The organism is Sphingomonas sp. UBA978 (assembly GCF_002292295.1).
Lineage (GTDB): Bacteria > Pseudomonadota > Alphaproteobacteria > Sphingomonadales > Sphingomonadaceae > Sphingomonas.
In genome coordinates this window covers 222,149-239,318 of sequence record NZ_DBBS01000020.1, presented here as the reverse complement: position 1 = coordinate 239,318, position 17,170 = coordinate 222,149, and the positions used below count along the sequence as shown (strand labels likewise).

General features: G+C 67.6%; 17 protein-coding genes and 2 tRNA genes. 9 read left to right on the top strand and 10 right to left on the bottom strand.

The genetic code is table 11. The annotated features are described in order from the left end of the window. Nucleotides 1-468 (bottom strand): MOSC domain-containing protein, encoded by a 468-nt coding sequence (locus B2515_RS13645; RefSeq protein WP_293877160.1) that lies wholly within the window; start codon nucleotides 466-468, stop codon nucleotides 1-3. A 100-nt stretch (nucleotides 469-568) separates the two neighbouring features. Then, complete coding sequence (gene gap, locus B2515_RS13640) at nucleotides 569-1,579, bottom strand: type I glyceraldehyde-3-phosphate dehydrogenase (protein WP_293877158.1); 1,011 nt, start codon at nucleotides 1,577-1,579, stop codon at nucleotides 569-571. 185 nt (nucleotides 1,580-1,764) lie between these two features. Here gap and B2515_RS13635 point away from each other — a divergent pair, with 185 nt between their 5' ends. The 4 genes from B2515_RS13635 to B2515_RS13620 all read left to right on the top strand — a co-directional run bounded on the left by B2515_RS13635 (nucleotide 1,765) and on the right by B2515_RS13620 (nucleotide 3,241). Next, a complete protein-coding gene (locus B2515_RS13635) occupies nucleotides 1,765-1,947 on the top strand; it encodes a hypothetical protein (RefSeq protein ID WP_293877156.1) in 183 nt (60 codons plus the stop codon). Beyond that, complete coding sequence (locus B2515_RS13630; protein WP_293877154.1) at nucleotides 1,947-2,255, top strand: cell division protein ZapA; 309 nt, start codon at nucleotides 1,947-1,949, stop codon at nucleotides 2,253-2,255. The genes B2515_RS13635 and B2515_RS13630 overlap by 1 nt, the downstream gene beginning before the upstream one ends. Before the next feature lie 246 nt (nucleotides 2,256-2,501). After that, complete coding sequence (locus B2515_RS13625) at nucleotides 2,502-3,038, top strand: 5-formyltetrahydrofolate cyclo-ligase (protein WP_293877152.1); 537 nt, start codon at nucleotides 2,502-2,504, stop codon at nucleotides 3,036-3,038. After that, nucleotides 3,035-3,241 carry a DUF2842 domain-containing protein gene (locus tag B2515_RS13620; RefSeq protein ID WP_293877150.1) on the top strand — a complete coding sequence of 69 codons (207 nt, stop codon included), beginning with the start codon at nucleotides 3,035-3,037 and terminating at the stop codon, nucleotides 3,239-3,241. The genes B2515_RS13625 and B2515_RS13620 overlap by 4 nt, the downstream gene beginning before the upstream one ends. 35 nt (nucleotides 3,242-3,276) lie before the next feature. Here the strand turns inward: B2515_RS13620 and B2515_RS13615 are convergent. The 4 genes from B2515_RS13615 to B2515_RS13600 form a co-directional block, all read right to left on the bottom strand. Further along, a tRNA-Asp gene (locus tag B2515_RS13615) sits at nucleotides 3,277-3,353 on the bottom strand. 91 nt (nucleotides 3,354-3,444) lie between these two features. Then, nucleotides 3,445-3,521 (bottom strand) — tRNA-Asp (locus B2515_RS13610). Nucleotides 3,522-3,573: 52 nt separating this feature from the next. After that, nucleotides 3,574-4,803 carry an AI-2E family transporter gene (locus tag B2515_RS13605; RefSeq protein ID WP_293877149.1) on the bottom strand — a complete coding sequence of 410 codons (1,230 nt, stop codon included), beginning with the start codon at nucleotides 4,801-4,803 and terminating at the stop codon, nucleotides 3,574-3,576. A gap of 53 nt (nucleotides 4,804-4,856) precedes the next feature. After that, a complete protein-coding gene (locus tag B2515_RS13600) occupies nucleotides 4,857-6,563 on the bottom strand; it encodes a class I adenylate-forming enzyme family protein (RefSeq protein WP_293877646.1) in 1,707 nt (568 codons plus the stop codon). A 173-nt stretch (nucleotides 6,564-6,736) separates the two neighbouring features. Here B2515_RS13600 and B2515_RS13595 point away from each other — a divergent pair, with 173 nt between their 5' ends. Genes B2515_RS13595 through B2515_RS13575 form a run of 5 tightly spaced genes read left to right on the top strand, consistent with a single transcriptional unit; the run spans nucleotide 6,737 to nucleotide 13,279 of the window. Beyond that, nucleotides 6,737-7,957, top strand: coding sequence for a serine hydrolase domain-containing protein (locus B2515_RS13595; protein WP_293877147.1), 1,221 nt, complete (start codon nucleotides 6,737-6,739; stop codon nucleotides 7,955-7,957). Between the two features lie 36 nt (nucleotides 7,958-7,993). Continuing rightward, nucleotides 7,994-10,006 (top strand): 3-hydroxyacyl-CoA dehydrogenase NAD-binding domain-containing protein, encoded by a 2,013-nt coding sequence (locus B2515_RS13590; RefSeq protein WP_293877145.1) that lies wholly within the window; start codon nucleotides 7,994-7,996, stop codon nucleotides 10,004-10,006. 19 nt (nucleotides 10,007-10,025) lie between these two features. Beyond that, the gene (locus B2515_RS13585; protein ID WP_293877143.1) at nucleotides 10,026-11,216 is read left to right on the top strand and encodes an acyl-CoA dehydrogenase family protein; all 1,191 of its coding nucleotides are present in this window, start codon (nucleotides 10,026-10,028) and stop codon (nucleotides 11,214-11,216) included. Nucleotides 11,217-11,261: 45 nt separating this feature from the next. Then, complete coding sequence (locus tag B2515_RS13580) at nucleotides 11,262-12,386, top strand: acyl-CoA dehydrogenase family protein (RefSeq protein ID WP_293877141.1); 1,125 nt, start codon at nucleotides 11,262-11,264, stop codon at nucleotides 12,384-12,386. After that, nucleotides 12,386-13,279 (top strand): acyl-CoA thioesterase, encoded by an 894-nt coding sequence (locus B2515_RS13575; RefSeq protein ID WP_293877139.1) that lies wholly within the window; start codon nucleotides 12,386-12,388, stop codon nucleotides 13,277-13,279. Before B2515_RS13580 ends, B2515_RS13575 begins: the two co-directional genes overlap by 1 nt. 4 nt (nucleotides 13,280-13,283) lie before the next feature. Here the strand turns inward: B2515_RS13575 and B2515_RS13570 are convergent, their stop codons facing one another. The 4 genes from B2515_RS13570 to B2515_RS13555 all read right to left on the bottom strand — a co-directional run bounded on the left by B2515_RS13570 (nucleotide 13,284) and on the right by B2515_RS13555 (nucleotide 17,115). Then, entirely contained in the window at nucleotides 13,284-14,243 is a 960-nt protein-coding gene (locus tag B2515_RS13570; RefSeq protein WP_293877137.1) for a TonB family protein, read from the bottom strand. A gap of 241 nt (nucleotides 14,244-14,484) precedes the next feature. Further along, a complete protein-coding gene (locus B2515_RS13565; protein WP_293877135.1) occupies nucleotides 14,485-15,285 on the bottom strand; it encodes an SDR family NAD(P)-dependent oxidoreductase in 801 nt (266 codons plus the stop codon). Then, complete coding sequence (locus tag B2515_RS13560) at nucleotides 15,285-16,049, bottom strand: SDR family oxidoreductase (RefSeq protein WP_293877133.1); 765 nt, start codon at nucleotides 16,047-16,049, stop codon at nucleotides 15,285-15,287. Before B2515_RS13560 ends, B2515_RS13565 begins: the two co-directional genes overlap by 1 nt. Nucleotides 16,050-16,071: 22 nt before the next feature. Continuing rightward, entirely contained in the window at nucleotides 16,072-17,115 is a 1,044-nt protein-coding gene (locus tag B2515_RS13555; RefSeq protein WP_293877131.1) for a phosphotransferase family protein, read from the bottom strand. Nucleotides 17,116-17,170: the final 55 nt, after the last annotated feature.

Here is a 17,170-nt window from a genome sequence, read left to right as displayed (position 1 = left end):
TCAGGGGAGAATGGTCACGGCATCGCCGATCGCGATCCGCCCGGCGACCTTGACGCGCGTGCAAGCTCCGCCGCGCCAGTCGGGGGTCAGCGCCGCCTTCAGTCCGGCCGCGACCGTCTCCATGCGGCTGCACGGATCGCATTCCACGGTGATCTCGAATTCGGCCGTGCCGATGCGGATGCGCGTGCAGGGCAGTTGCGGGATGTCGATGCCGTCGAGCAGCAGGTTGACCCGCCGCTCCTGCCAGGGAATCGTGTGGCCGAGTTCGGCCATCGCCGCATCCCAGTCGATGCGCTCCATCATCGTGACCTGACGCTTGCCGCGCCCGCCCGGCTTCACCGCACCACGGAAGTCGCCGTGAAGCCCGCCCTCGACCGTCACCTCGACGGCCTCGAGCAGCTCCATCGGCGCCTTCGGAAAGGCGTGCCGGGCGATGCCGACCAGCACGCCGGTACCCGACGTCGTCATTGCGGGCGGAGCGGAGCGATCCGGAGCGGCCTGCGCGCGGCCCCGGGTCGCCCTGTCGCCACGCTCCTCGCAGCGACGAACCAGAAGGATCGTCCTCGGTTCAGAGGAAGCTCGCCATCACGGTCGCGGTGTCGACCATGCGGTTCGAGAAGCCCCATTCGTTGTCGTACCAGCTGACGACGCGCACCAGCTTGCCGTCGAGCACCGCGGTTTCGAGGCTGTCGACGGTCGAGGACTGCGGGCTGTGCATCAGGTCGATCGAAACCAGCGGCTCGTCCGAATAGACCAGCACGCCCTTGAGCGGGCCGCTCTCGGCTGCGGCCTTGAGGATCGCATTGACCTCGTCCCGCGTCGTGTCGCGCTTCGGCGTGAAGGTCAGGTCGATCAGGCTGACGTCCGGCACCGGCACGCGGATCGCCGAACCGTCGAGCTTGCCCTTCAGTTCGGGCAGTACCTCGCCGACGGCGCGGGCGGCGCCGGTGGTGGTCGGGATCATCGACATCGCGGCGGCGCGGGCGCGGCGCAGGTCCGGGTGGATCTGGTCGAGGATCTTCTGGTCGTTGGTATAAGCGTGGACCGTGGTCATCAGGCCGCGCTCGATCCCGATCGAATCGTTCAGCACCTTGGCGACCGGCGCGAGGCAGTTGGTCGTGCACGAGGCGTTCGAGACGATCGTGTGCTCGGCAGTGAGCTTGTCGTGGTTGACGCCATAGACGACGGTGAGGTCGACGCCCTTGCCGGGCGCCGAGATCAGCACCTTCTTCGCGCCGGCATCGATATGCTTCTGGCAGGCGACGTTGTCGGTGAAGAAGCCGGTGCATTCCAGCACCAGATCGACGCCCAGTTCCTTGTGCGGCAGATTGGCGGGATCGCGCTCGGCGGTGACGCGGATGCGCTTGCCGTCGATGACCAGGTCGTTGCCCTCGGCGCTGACCGTGCCGGGATATTTGCCATGGACGCTGTCGCGGCTGAACAGCCAGGCATTGGACTTGGCGTCGGCGAGGTCGTTGATCGCGACCAGCTCGAGTTCGCTCGAATTGCGCTCGATGATCGCACGCGCCACGAGGCGTCCGATGCGTCCGAAGCCGTTGATCGCAACCTTCACCGTCATCTGGTCTCTCCTCGCGTGGGTCTGCGTGCGCGACGGAATGGGGCCGCGCCGGGCGCGCAGCCTTTGCGAGGGGGGGACCCATCCTGTCAACCGCAGCCTTCACATGTTGGCTTCCCGCGGCGAGACGAATGGCCGCACCGGTTTGCCGTCTTGCCGGTCCTCGACCGCACGCCTACGTCGTCGCGATGGCTGACACCCCCACCGCGGTCGAGCGTATCGACGCCGCGATCGCCCGTATCGAAACCGCGATCGACGCCCGCGCCGCGGCCGGCGATGCGCTCGCCCGCCGCCATGCCGCGCTGAAGGCACGCATGGCCGAGGCGGTCAGCGCGCTGGACGACGTCATCGCCCGCGGCACCGCATCCTGATGGCGAACGTCACGCTCCCCATCGGCGGTCGCCCCCATACGATCGCCTGTCGCGACGGCGAGGAGCCGCGCCTCCAAAAACTCGGCGCGATGATCGAGAAACGCTGGCCTGCCGCGCTGCGCGCCGCGGCCGGGGTGCCGGGCGAGCGGGCGATGCTGTTCGTTGCGCTGATGCTCGCCGACGACCTCGAGGAGATCGAGCAGCGCCCGCCCGAGGGCGCCGCGGTGAGCGAGCCCGCGCTGGCGCGGATCGCCGACCGGCTGGAGGCGCTGGCCGAGGCGCTGGAGCATGCCCCCGCGGCGGGGTGACGTGCCTGCTCCGGGGGCATTGCCACGGGAGCCCGGACACCCTAGATTGGCGGTGGCGGGTTCTGCCCGGTACGAGCCTTACTTTATCCCTGAGGCTATTCATCATCCAAGGGGGCTGTCCCTGTCCGGACCCTGGTCCGATGCATATGGTCCCCACCTGACGTTAACAGGCGTCGGCGGATACTTTGGCACACGGCCACGGCGGTCCCGCCACCCGCTTTTCCCTCCCGCATGCAGTCCGGAGCGATGACCGACAAGCTCGCCCTCCGCGCCCGCCTGCGTGCAGCCCGCGACGGCTTCGCGCGCGACGCCGCGATTGCGGTGCCGGATGACTTTGCGGCGCGGCTCGCTCGCCGGCCGGTGGTCGCCAGCTATATCCCGATCGGCAGCGAAGCGGACCCTGCCCCCTTCGTCGCCGCGGCCCGCGCCGCCGGCTGCACCATCGCCCTGCCCCATGTCACGACGCGCGCAGCGCCGTTCCGCTTCCTCGCCTGGGACGAGGCCATCACGCTCGGTGGCGGTCCGTTCGGCCTGCGCCAGCCCGATGCGACGGCGGCCGAGATCCGGCCGGATATCATCCTGACACCCCTGCTGGGCTTCGACCTCCGCGGCAACCGGCTGGGGCAAGGCGCAGGCCATTACGATCGCGCCTTCGCCGCGCATCCGGCGGCGTGGCGGATCGGCATCGCCTGGTCGGTGCAGCAGGTCGATACGCTCTTCCCCGATCCCTGGGACGTCCCTCTTCACGCCATCGCCACCGAATCAGACTGGATCGTCCCATGACCCCTTCGTGGCGCAAGCCGGCCGGCATGTTCATCATCCTCGCGCTGATCGCGATCTGGTGCATCGGGATCGTCAGCGCGTCGGCGATCGTCGGCGCCTGGCCGTGGTGGCTGCAACTGCCCTTCTATCTGGTGACCGGGATCGTCTGGATCATGCCGCTGCGGCCGCTGCTGCTGTGGATGGAAACCGGGCGCTGGCGCTGAGGGGAGTTTCGGAAAGCGCCCCGGTCGATGACCGGTGGCGCGAGTGACGGGGCTCGAACCCGCGACCTCCGGCGTGACAGGCCGGCGCTCTAACCAACTGAGCTACACCCGCTGAAAGCGGTCGGAACGCGACCTTCGCCGATTGGGCGATGCGCTGTTCCCGCATATTCCGATTAGCTTATCCCGCTTCCCGGAACGGAAAGTGGCGCGAGTGACGGGGCTCGAACCCGCGACCTCCGGCGTGACAGGCCGGCGCTCTAACCAACTGAGCTACACCCGCTGAAAGCGTTGAGGCGCGCCAACTAGGCGAGGGCATCGGGGGTGTCAACGGCCTATTCGCCGTCACCGTCGTTTCGCCGGCGACGCTCCCGCTCCTGCTGCACCAGCGTACCGTGCTCGAACAGGAAACCGGCGATATCGGGCTTGCCCGCCGCGCCGAGCACGGTCTGGATGATGATGAGCAAGGGCACCGCCAGCAGCGCCCCCGCCGTTCCCCACACCCAGCCCCAGAAGCTGATCGAGATGAGGATCATCAGCGGGCTGATCGTCAGCCGGTGCCCGACGATCAGCGGCGTGATCGCATTCGCCTCCACGAGGTGACAGCCGATCATCACCGCGGGCGGCAGCATCGCCACCCAGATGTCGGTGAAGGTCATCATCCCGCCGATCGCGAGCAGGAACATCGCGATGATCGGCCCGAAATAGGGAATGTAGTTGAGCAGGGCGACGATCCCGCCCCACATCAGCGGCGAGGGCATGCCGATGAAATACAGGGCGCCCGCGACGATGCCGCCCAAGGTCAGGTTGATGATCGTGATCGTGCCGAGATAGGCCGACACGTCGTCGACGACGTCCTGGATCACCCGCGCGGTCGCCATCGCGCCGTCGAAGCTGGTGCGGCCGGTGATCGTCTTCTTGCGCATGCCGGTCCAGCCGGACAGGAAGAAGAAGACGATGAGGATGCCGAAGAAGAACTGGACGATGACCGTCGGCGCCGAGGTGGCGGCGAGTTCGAGGATCGAGCTGGGCGGCGCGACCGCCGCGGTCTGCGGCTGGCGGACCGGGGTCGAGGCGATCTGCCGGAACATCTTGTTCACCGACTTTTCGAGCGTCGAATAGAGGTCGAGCAGCGGCGACAGATTATGCTGGATCCGGCTGATCCGGCTCGGCAGCAACTGGAAGAAGTCGGTCGCGGGCACCACGATCGCCGCGATCGCGATATTGGCGATGATGAGGAAGACGAGGACGCAGAACAGCGCTGCCAGCGCCGACGGCAGACGGCGGCGCTCCAGCCATTCGAGCACCGGCACCAGCGCGATGGCGATGACCAGCGCGGCGGTGAGCGGCATGAAGAACTCCGCGCCGGACTTGAGCGCGAACGGCGTGCCGAGCGCGAGGCCGACGCCGGAGATCAATGTAAAGGCCGCCAGCAACCGGTCGCGCCGCAAGGCGATCCGCCCGATCTCGGATCGCGTCCCCGGCAACAGCGGCGCGCCCAGCGCCACCTGCTCTTCGGAAGACATGGGAGGCGCGCTGGACGCGGGATCGGGAGTGTCGGCCATCCCCCTGCTCTAGCGCATTTTCGCGCCCCGCCATCCTGCTTCTTGAGGGTGCGTCAGGCGATGGCGGCGACCCGGTCCTCGAACAGCGCCTTGAGGTCCTTCTTCAGGATCTTGCCGTTGGCGTTGCGGGGCAGCGGCGCGGGCAGGAAGCGGATCGCCACCGGCACCTTGAACCCCGCCAGCCGCTCGCGCACGAAGGCCTGCAATTCGGCCTCGGTCGCCGCGCAGCCGGGGCAGAGATGGACGATCGCCGCCGGCTCCTCGCCGAGCGTGCGGTGCGGAATGCCGACCAGCGCCGCATCGGTGACCGCGGGATGCGCGTAGAGGACGTTCTCGACCTCGATCGAATAGATGTTCTCGCCACCGCGGATGACGATGTCCTTGGCGCGGTCGGCGATGAACAGGAACCCCTCTGCGTCGATCCGGGCGAGGTCGCCGGTGCGCACCCAGCCGTCGATGAAGGTGGCCGCGGTCGCCTCGGGCTTGTTCCAATAGCCGCTGACGATCATCGGCCCGCGCGCCCACAGCTCGCCGATCGTGTCCGGCGGCAGTACGGTGACGCCGTCCCTGCCCCGCACCTCGATATCCGCGGTCGCGACCGGTGCACCGGCGCTGTCGGGGCGGTTGAGATAATCCTCGCCGCCATGCTGGGTGACGGTCGCGGTCGTCTCGGTCATGCCCCAGCCGTTGCCGGGCAAGGCGCCGAATTCCTGATAGATGCGGCGGACCAGCTCGGGCGCGGACGGCGCGCCGCCATAGGCGATCGTATCGAGCGACGAGAGGTCGTATCGCGCACGGTCCGGGTGTTCGAGCAATTGCCAGGCGATCGTCGGCACGCCGCCGGTCATGTTGACCCGTTCGCGCTCGATGATCTCGAGCGCGCGCGTCGCATCCCATTTGCGCAGGAAGACCATCGTCGACCCGCTCGCGATCGCCCCCATCATCCCCGCCGAACAGGCGGTGACGTGGAACATCGGGATGACGGTGAGCGATACGCGCGGCGTCGGCTCGGGCGGCGTCTCGCCGCGGCGCAGATAGCTGCGTGCGGCGGTGAAGCCGCTCGACATGATGTTGGTCATGAAGTTGCGGTGGGTGCCGAGCGCCCCCTTGGGCGCGCCGGTGGTGCCGCTGGTGTAGAAGATCGTTGCATCGTCGTCGGGCGCGATGTCGGCCGCCGGCAGCGCCGCCTCAGGTAGCGCCGTCCAGTCGTGCGGCGTGCCGATCACCTCCTCGAGCCGCTCGGTCCCCGCCGCCAGCGGCGTGGTCGCACGCGCGACGATCACCCGTTCCAGTCCGGGCAGCGCAGCATAGACCGGCTCCAGCCGCCCGTGGCGCTCGCCGTCGACGATCAGCACGCGGGCGCCCGAGTCGCGCAGGCCATATTCCAGCTCCGCCCCCGTCCACCACGCGTTGAGCGGCACCATGATCGCGCCGATCGACACGCCGGCGAAAAACGCGACCGGCCATTCGGGCAGGTTGCGCATCGCCAGGGCGACGCGGTCGCCCTTGCCGATGCCCAGCGCCACGAGATGCGCGGCGAGCGCGGCGGCGGCGCGGTAATGCGCCTCGTAGCTCACCCGTTCGTCCTCGTAGATCACGAACAGGCGATCGGCATGGCCGCGGCTCGCCTCCAGCAGGACGCGCATCGTCGGCGGCGCATTCTTCCAGACGCGGGTCGGCACGCCGCGGATGTCGGCCTGCGCCATCTCGAACTTCGCGCCGGGGGCGGTCAGCAGCGCCTGCGCCTGCGGCAGCGACATCGCCGGCCACGAGGGCGGCAGGGCCACGATCGGTTCGCTCGCCACAATCAGCTTCCTCTCTCACCTGTCGAGCGGGTCGTCGAAAACCCGCGTTTCGATGAAAGGTTATAGTTGATTCCGCTGCCGCTCAAGGCAATAGGATAGGAACGTTAGAAAATGGGGTATGGCAGAGGATGACCAACACCGCCGCGAGCGTTCAGGGCATGGATAGCAGGCGATTGGCCGCGATCGATGCGTTCCTGAAGGCGCGCTACCTCGACACCGGCCTGTTGCCGAACGCGCAGCTGCTGATCGCACGCGAGGGCGAGATCGTGCATTTCTCGCACCAGGGCGCGGCGCGCGAGGGCGGCGGCACGGTGGACCAGCGGTCGCTGTTCCGCATCGCGTCGATGACCAAGCCGATTACCTCGATCGCGTTCATGATGCTGGTCGAGGAGGGCAAGGTCGCGGTCGACACCCCGGTCCATCACATCCTGCCGGAGTTCAGGGGCCTCGGCGTCTATAATGGCGGCGGCGGCGGCGTGCCGTTCGTCACCCGGCCGACCAGCGAGCCGATGCGGATGCTCGACCTGCTGCGCCACACCGCCGGCCTGACCTATGGTTTCCAGAACCGGTCGAACGTCGATGCCGCCTATCGCGAATCGAAAATGGAAAACTGGCACGGCAACCTCGACCTCGACGGCTTCGTCGCCGCGCTCGGCAAGCTGCCGCTGGAATTCTCGCCCGGCGAAGGCTGGAATTATTCGGTGGCGACCGACGTTCTCGGCGCGGTGGTCGAGCGGGTGTCGGGGCAGACGCTCGACGCCTTCTTCCAGACCCGTATCTTCGCGCCGCTGGGCATGCACGACACCTTCTTCGCGGTGCCGGAGGACAAGATCGATCGCCTGACCGACTGTTATACGCTGGTCGAGGGCAAGGGCCGCGTGCTCTACGACCGCGGCGAAGCGAGCGCGTGGAGCCGGCGCCCGAAGCTGCTGTCGGGGGGTGGCGGACTGGTGTCGACCGCACTCGACTATCACCGCTTCTGCCGGATGTGCGAACAGGGCGGCACGCTGGACGGCGTACGCATCGTCGGGCGCAAGACGCTCGACCTGATGACGATGAACCATCTGCCCGGCGGCAAGGACCTCGCCAGCCTGTCGCGATCGCTGTTCAGCGAGACGCAGAATGCCGGCACCGGTTTCGGCCTTGGCTTCGCGGTGACGCAGGACGTCGCGCGGACGATGATCCCGGGGTCACAGGGCGAATATTACTGGGGCGGCATGTTCTCGACCGCCTTTTTCATCGACCCCGTCGAGCGGCTCCACATGGTGTTCATGACCCAGTTGAGCCCGTCCGGCCTATACCCGATCCGCCGCGAGCTGAAGACGATGATCTACGCCGCGTTGAACTGAGCCCCTTCCCCTTTCTTCGTCACCGGAGTGTTTCCCATGACCTCGCCGATCCGTACCGAACGCCATGACGACGTGCTCGTCATCATTTCCGACAACCCGCCCGTCAACGCGCTCGGCGCGGCGGTGCGGCAGGGGCTGGACGCCGCGATCCGGGAAGGCGTCGCCGACGCGTCGATCGCGGCGATGGTGATCCGTTGCGACGGCCGCACCTTCTTCGCGGGCGCCGACATCACCGAATTCGGCAAGCCGATGGTCGAACCCGGCCTGCCGACCGTCGTCGACCTGATCGAGGCCTCGACCAAGCCGGTCGTCGCCGCGATCCACGGCACTGCGCTGGGCGGCGGCTGCGAGGTCGCATTGGGCTGCCATTACCGTGTTGCCGTGCCCTCGGCGAAGATCGGCACGCCCGAGGTGAAGCTCGGCCTGCTGCCCGGCGCGGGCGGCACGCAGCGCATCCCGCGTATCGCCGGTGTCCGCATGGCACTGGAGATGACCGCCAAGGGCGATCCGATCCCGGCGAAGAAGGCGCAGGAAGCGGGCCTGATCGACCGGATCGTCGGCGAGGACAGTCTGGAGGCGGACGCCATCGCCTTCGCCCGCGAGATCAAGGCGGCGCGGCCGATCCCGCGCGCCTCGGAGAAGGAGGCGAAGCCCGATCCCGAGGCGGTCGCCGCCTTCCAGAAGGACAACGCCCGCCGCTTCCGCGGGTTCGAGGCGCCCGCCGCGAATATCGCCTGTGTCGTCAAAGCGACGGAAACGCCGTTCGCCGAGGGCATCGCCTTCGAACGGCAGGAATTCATGAAGCTGATGACGGGGACGCAGTCCGCCGCGCAGCGCCACATCTTCTTCGCCGAGCGGCAGGCCGCGAAGATCGACGACGTTCCCGCGGATACGCAGCGGCGCCCGATCAAGCGTGTCGGCGTGATCGGCGCCGGCACGATGGGCGGCGGCATCTCGATGAACTTCCTGTCCGCCGGGATTCCGGTGACGATCGTCGAGATGCAGCAGGAGGCGCTCGACCGCGGCACGGCGACGATCCGCAAGAATTACGAGGCGACCGCGGCGAAGGGCCGGATGAAGCCCGAGCAGGTCACGGCGGCGATGGGCGCGCTCACCCCGACGCTGGATTTCGATGCGCTCGCCGATTGCGACCTCATCATCGAGGCGGTGTATGAGAATATGGACGTGAAGAAGGAGATCTTCACGCGTCTCGACGGCATCGCCAAGCCGGGCGCGATCCTCGCGTCGAACACCTCTTATCTCAACGTGGACGAGATCGCCGCCTGCACGAGCCGGCCGCAGGATGTCGTCGGCATGCACTTCTTCTCGCCGGCGAACGTCATGAAACTGCTGGAGGTGGTGCGCGGCGCGAAGACCGCGCCCGACGTGCTCGCGACGGTGATGGACCTCGCCAAGACGATCCGGAAGGTCGCGGTGGTCGCCGGCGTGACCTATGGCTTCATCGGCAATCGCATGCTGATGCCGCGGCAGGTCGAGGCGAACAAGCTCTTGCTGGAAGGTGCGACGCCGGAACAGATCGACCGCGTCCATGTCGCGTTCGGCATGCCGATGGGGCCGTTCCAGATGGCCGACCTTGCCGGCGTCGACATCGGCTGGCACCGCGACCCGAACCGGATCGAGAACGTCCGCGACGCGCTCGCCGCCGAGGGCCGCTGGGGGCAGAAGAAGCAGGCGGGCTTCTACGATTACGACGAGAAGCGGAACCCCTCCCCCAGCCCCCGCGTCGCCGAGATCATCGCCGAATGGCGCGAGAAGACCGGCACGCCCCAGCATGCGGTGACCGACGAGGAGATCGTCGAGCGGACGCTCTACACGATGGTCAACGAGGGCGCGCTGATCCTCGAGGAGGGGATGGCGCAGCGCGCGTCCGACGTCGATGTCGTGTGGATCTATGGCTATGGCTGGCCGGTCTATCGCGGCGGCCCGATGTTCTGGGCAAAATCCGAGGGTTACGACAAGGTTGTGGCAGGGCTTGAGAAGCATGGCTTCACCCCTGCGCAGAGCCTGACGTCGGGCAGCATCAAGTAACCCCGTTCGGAGAGTGACCATGACCGACACCGAACTCGACACGTTCCGCGACCGGACCCGCGCATGGCTGGCGGAAAACTGCCCGCCCGAGATGCGCGAGCCGGTGCGCTCCGACGCCGACGTCTGCTGGGGCGGACGCAATTTCAAGCCGTCGTCGCCCGCGCAGAAGGACTGGCTCGACCGGATGGCCTCGCGCGGCTGGACGGTGCCGGACTGGCCCACGGCCTATGGCGGTGGCGGGCTGTCGCCGGCCGAAACCAAGATCCTGCGCGAGGAAATGGCGGCGATCCGCGCGCGCAATCCGCTCAATTCCTTCGGCATCTCGATGCTCGGGCCGGCACTGCTCAAATACGGCACCGAGGAGCAGAAGCTGGAACATCTGCCCAGAATCGCGCGCGGCGAGATCCGCTGGTGCCAGGGCTATTCCGAACCCAATGCGGGCTCCGACCTCGCCGGGCTGGCGGCGAGCGCGGACGATGGCGGCGACCATTATATCGTCAACGGGCAGAAGGTGTGGACCAGCTATGCCGACAAGGCGGACTGGATCTTCTGCCTCGTCCGCACCAGCAAGGCGTCCAAGCAGGGCGGCATCAGCTTCGTCCTGTTCGACATGGAGACGCCCGGCGTCTCGACCAGGCCGATCCTGCTCATCAGCGGCTATTCGCCCTTCTGCGAAACCTTCATGGACAATGTGAAGGTGCCCAAGGCGAACCGCATCCACGACGAGAACAAGGGCTGGGACGTCGCGAAATACTTACTCGGTCACGAGCGCGAGATGATCTCCGGCATGGGCCTCGGCCATGGCGGGCGCAATCCGCTGATCGAGGGGGCGATCGCGACGATCGGGCTCGATCATGACGGGCGGCTGGCAGACCCGGTGCTGCGCACGCAGATCGCGCTGTTCGAGGTGCGGGCCAAGGCGTTCGCGGCGATGTCCGAACGCTTCATCGACGAGCTGAAGGCCGGGCGGGCGCATCCGGCGCAGCCGAGCATGATGAAATATGTCGGGACCGAGCTCAACAAGGATCGGCACGAACTGCTGATGGCGGCGGGCGGATCGGACGCGCTGGAATGGGAGAGCGAGCGGTCGAACACCGGCGCCGGCCCCCGCGCCTGGCTGCGGACCAAGGCGAATTCGATCGAGGGCGGCACGTCGGAAGTGCAGCTCAACATCATCGCCAAGCGCATCCTCGAACTGCCGGGCGCATAGACCATCGATCCCCCTCCCGCGCGGAGGGGGCTCAGGAGACGATCAATGCCTCTCTACCTCAATGACGAACAGACGATGCTGCGCGATACCGCGAAGGACTTCGTCGCCGAACATGCCCCGGTGTCGCACCTCCGCGCGCTGCGCGACGCCGACGATGCGACCGGCTTCAGCCGCGACTTGTGGAAGCAGTTCGCGGAAATGGGCCTCAACGGCATCCTGATCCCCGAGACGCAGGGTGGCCTCGGCCTCGGCCATGTCGAGGCGGGGGTGGTGCTGGAGGAGATCGGGCGCAACCTGTCCCCCTCCCCCTTCCTCGCCACCGCGGTCGCGGCGGTCGCAGCGCTGCAAGGATCGGCGCAGGCGGAGCGCTGGTTCCCCGGCATCGTCGCGGGCGACACCGTCGCCGCACTGGCGATCGACGAGGGCGCCAAGCACCGCGACCGGATCGCGATGACCGCGGCGCGATCGGGCAACGGCTTTCGCCTGACCGGCGCCAAGCAGTTCGTCGCCCATGGCCATGTCGCCGACCTGCTGATCGTCGCGGCGCGCACGGCGGGATCGCCCGACGAGGCGGAAGGCGTCACCCTGTTCGCCGTCCCGCGCGATACCGCCGGCCTGACCGCCACGCCCGAACGCCTCGCCGATTCGAGCCTCGCGTCGCGGATCGCGTTCGAGGGGGTCGAGGTGGATGCCGATGCGGTGATCGGCGAGGTCGATGCGGGGCGCACCCCGCTCGGGCGGCTGCTGCGCGCCGGACGTACCGGCGCCGCGGCGGAGCTGCTTGGCGTCGGCGGCGGCGCGATGGACATGACCGTCGGCTACCTCAAGGAGCGCAAGCAGTTCGGCGTCGCGATCGGCAGCTTCCAAGCGCTCCAGCACCGTGCCGCGCATCTTTATGCCGAGATGGAGGTGGCGCGCGCCGCGGTGCTGAAGGCGCAGCAATTGCTCGACGGCGGCGCGGATGCGGACGATGCGGTGTCGATCGCCAAGGCGATGACCGGCATGGCGACGACGCTGAGCGTGCAGGAGGGCATCCAGATGCATGGTGGCATCGGCATGACCGACGAATATGACATCGGTTTCTACATGAAGCGCGCGCGCGTGCTCGCCGAGATGTTCGGCGACGTCGGCTTCCATGCCGACCGGCTGGCGAAGGCGGCGGGCTATTGATGGCGGCGTTCACCGAACGCTCGCCCGAAGAGCTGGCGGCGATGCTCGTCACCCTGCTCGACGTCGAGGAAATCGACACCGATCTCTACCGCGGTTCGCGCCAGCCCGGCGGGCGGGGCCGCGTGTTCGGCGGACAGGTGATCGCGCAGGCGTTGCAGGCAGCGCAGCGCTCGGTCGCGGGCAAGGACGCGCACTCGCTCCACGCCTATTTCATGCGTCCCGGCGACGAGAATTTCCCGATCGTCTATCAGGTCACCCGCGATTTCGAGGGCAAGAGCTTCGCGACGCGGCGCGTGGTCGCGACACAGCAGGGGCAACCTATCCTCACCATGGCGGCCTCGTTCCAGACGCCCGAGGACGGCCTGCATCATCAGGATGTCATGCCCGACGTGCCGGCTCCCGAGACGCTGAGGTCCGAACGCGAACTGCGACAGGCGGTCGCACATCAGGTGCCGGAGAAATACCGCGATTTCTTCACGCGCCGGCAGAATGCGATCGAGATGCTGCCGCTCTATCCGCGCAGCTGGTTCGCGCCCGAGAAGCGCCCGCCCAACAACGCCGCCTGGTTCCGCACCGCCGCCGCCATCGGCGACGATCCGGCGGTACACCGCGCGGCGCTGGCCTATGCCTCCGACATGGCATTGCTCGCGACGGCGATGATGCCGCACGGCGTCAACTGGCTGATGCCAGAGATGCAGACCGCTAGCCTCGACCATTCGCTATGGATCCACGAACCCTTTCGTGCCGACGAATGGCTGCTCTACACCACCCAGAGCCCCTGGGCCGGCCATGCACGCGGCATGAACCGCGGCAGCATCTTCACCGCCGACGGACGGCTGGTCGCGAGCGTCGCGCAGGAGGGGCTCATCCGAAGACGCGCGCCACGGGACTGAGTGGTCAATCGACGATCGCGTCCGGTTCGCCTGCTTTTGCGGGAGTGCCGGGTTTGCGCATGACGTAGAGGACGCGGTCGACGCAGCCGACATAGCCCGTGCCGGCGGTCTTCAGCGTGGCGCCGCGGATCATCGCCATTGCCGCGTCGCCGAATTCCGCGCTCGGCTCCGCTTTCAGGACGCGGATGTTGCCGGTCTGGCCCCAGGGCGCGACGTCATAGGCGACCACCGCCCACCCTTCGATGCTGCGCCGCCAATAGGGCGTCGGATAGCGAAGCGCCGGCGCCTGATTCCAGCTGTGGTCGTGCGGACAGGTCGCCCCGACCGGCCGCATCTCGTCCTCCGTCGGCGCTGCGGGCGCGGGGAGGATCGCGGCATTCTTGTAATAGGGATAGAAGCATCCCGTCCGTGCGCCGCGTTCGAACCGAGAGCGCGCGACCGCCTCCCGCGAGGCGCGATCGAGCGCCAGCGTGCCGCTGCCGCCGATCGTCCGCACGTTGCGCGGCCTGCCCGATCGGTCGAGGTCGTAGGCGGTCATGCTCCACGTCCGGTATCCCGGCTGATCCGGCATCGTCCTGAATGCCGGAAAGGCGCGCAGCAGCACGTCGGGCGCGGGATCGGTGCAATCGGCGCCGGGCGTCTTCAACCGATCCCAGATCGCCGCGGTCGGCCGCGTCGCTGGGAACACCGAATAGGCCATCACGTCCTCGATCGGAGCGGCGGCGATCGGCGTGAGATCGGCAGAGAACGTGGCGGTGCAGCGCGTCCGTGCCGCGCCGGGTGCGAAGCGGCTCGCCGCGAAGGCGGGGACGACGTCTTCTGCGTCGGGGACGTAGACGAAGCCGCCGACGGTGCGGCGCGCGATCGACAACGGGCGCCCGTCCTCATCGATACGAAAGTCCAGCGTCAGCGTGCGTCGCGGACTGACACCGTTCCAGCCCAGGAACCGCTGCGGCTCTGGCACCCGGACCGCCGCCTGCGCTACGAGCCCGACACCCGCAGTATCGGCACAAAGCACCGGACTCATTACCCAACGGCCGAGTTCCTGCCGTGGCGATGCCACAATACCGGTGTTCGGACCGGCAGAGCGGGGAACCAGTGTGATCGGTTCTACGCTCTGGACGGCGGGGGCTGCCAGAAGAGTGGTCGCGAGAATCAGGCTCATCCCCACATCCTGACCCGCACGGGTTACCGCTTCAAGTCATTCAGACCGCCGTTTTGCCAAATTCCTGGCGGGTCACCGGATGGCTCGAGGACAGGCCGCCGTCGACCGCGATCGCCTGTCCGTTGACGTAGCTGGCATCGTCGGAGGCGAGGAACAGCGCGACCTTCGCCAGTTCATCGGGCTGCGCGCCGCGGCGTAACGGATTGAGGCGGCCGAGACGGTCCATCTTGCCGGCGTCGCGGGCATAGTCGAACGTCGGCCGGGTCATCCCCGTCTCGGTCAGGCCGGGACAGATCGCGTTGACGCGGACATTGCTGCCCGACAGCTGCTGCGCCGCCACCGCCGCCAGATTGATGACCCCCGCCTTGGACGCGGAATAGGCGGGAGAGCCCGCGCCGGATCGGATGCCGGCGACGCTGGCGGTGAGGACGATCGCGCCCTGCCCGCGTTCGGCGATCCGCGGCGCGGCATGCTTGATCGCGAGGAATGGCCCGATCAGGTTGACACGCAACACGTCGGTAATGAGCGCGACGTCGGTATCGAAGATATTGGCCATGCCCCCCGAAATGCCGGCATTGGCGAACATGACGTCGAGTCCGCCGAACCGGTCACAGGCCAGCGCGATGGCGCGGACGACGTCCTCCTCGACACCCGCATCGATGCGGATGGCATGAGCGGTGCCGCCGTTCGCGACGATCGCCGCCGCGGTTTCGTCGGCGCCCTCCGTCCGGTCGGCGACGATCACCTGCCCGCCTTCGCCGGCGAATAGGATAGCTGCCGCACGGCCGATGCCGCTGCCTGCCCCGGTGACGACGATCGATTTGCCGGTGAAACGCGCCATCAGATCGTCACCCCGCCGTCGACGACCATCGCCTGACCGGTCATGTAGCGACCGGCATCGGACGCGAGATAGACGACCGCGCCGGCGATATCGATCGGATCGCCGAGGCGTCGCAGCGGCGTATGCTGGCTCGATCGCGTCTCCGCCTCCGGCGTGTCCCACAAGGCACGGGCGAAGTCGGTCTTGATGAGGCCCGGCGCGATGCAATTCACCCGCACATTGTCGGGGCCGTATTCGACCGCATAATTGCGCGCGAGCTGAAAGTCCGCCGCCTTCGACACGTTGTATGCGCCGATCATCGGCGACCCGCGCAACCCGCCGATCGACGAGACGATGACGACCGATCCGTCGCGACGCTGCCGCATCTCGGGCACCACCATCTGGATCAGCCAGTGGTTGGACAGGATGTTGTTGTCGAGGATCTTGCGGAACTGGTCGTCGGCGATGCCCTCCATCGGACCGTAATAAGGGTTGGATGCAGCGTTGCAGACGAGCACGTCGATGCGGCCGAACGCGCGGCGGGTTTCGTCGACGAGATGCTGCAGCGCCTCCTTCGACGAAATGCTGGCGGCGACCGCAATCGCACGCCCCTCGCCGAACGCCGCGTTGATCTCGGCGGCGACCGCGTCGCAGGCGTCCTGCTTGCGGCTGCTGATGACGACGCGGGCGCCGGCGCGGGCGAGTTCGACCGCGCTGGCCTTGCCGATCCCGCGCGAGGAACCGGTGATGACGGCGACCTTGCCGGTCAGATCGAAGAGCGACATGTAACCCTCTCGGATAGGTGAATTATGCCCCAGCCGCCTGGGCAAAATGCCAGCTCGCGGCGGCGAGACGATGGACCTGCGCCGCGGAGCGTTCGGCCTGCGCGCTGGAGGCGGTGCCGTCGACGATCCGCTTCTTGATGCCCTGGACGATGCCGGTCAGGCGGAAGAGGTTGTACGCGAAATACCAGTTGAGATCGGGCACGCCGTCGCGGCCGGTGCGCGCGCAATAGCGCTGCGTCATCGCCTCGATCGTCGGGATGCCGGTGTCCGGCCCGGTCCGCCCCTTCACGCCCGAGCGCCCTTCGGGTTCGGTCACCCAGCTCATCAGGAAATAGCTGAAATCGGCCAATGGATCACCGAGCGTCGACAACTCCCAGTCGAGCACGGCAATCACGCGCGGTTCGGCGGGCGCGAAGATCATGTTGTCGATGCGATAGTCGCCATGGACGATCGACGTCCGCGTCTGTTCGGGTACGGTGCGCGGCAGGAAGGCGATGAGGCTCTCCACCTCGGGCATATGTTCGGTTTCGCTGGCGCGATATTGTTTCGTCCAGCGCTCGACCTGCCGCGCGAAGTAATTGCCGGGCTTGCCGTAATCGCCCAAGCCCGCGGCGACGTGGTCGGTGTTGTGCAGGTCGGCGAGCGTATCGACCATCGCATTGTAGATGCCGGTGCGCTCCGCCGGCGCGTGATCCGGGAGCGTCCCGTCCCACAGGTTGCGCCCGTCGGCGAGCGCCATGACGTAGAACATCGATCCGATGACGGTGTCGTCGGTGCACAGACCATAGGGTTTGGCGACCGGGAAGCCGGTCGGATACAGGCCGGCGATCAGGCGATATTCGCGATCGACCGCGTGCGCGGACGGCAGCAGCGGCCCGAACGGCTTGCGACGCAAGACATAGGCGCCCGACGGGCTGTCGACGCGATAGGTCGGGTTGGACTGGCCGCCGGCGAACTTGGCGTAGGTGAGCGGGCCGGTGAAGCCGGCGACGTTCGCCTCCATCCAGGCGGTGAGATTCGCATCGTTGAGCCGGTCTTTTTCCGGGACGGGGATGGTGTCGGTCATGCTGTAATGGTCATCCCTTCATCGTCATTCCCGCGAAAGCGACAATCCTCACACG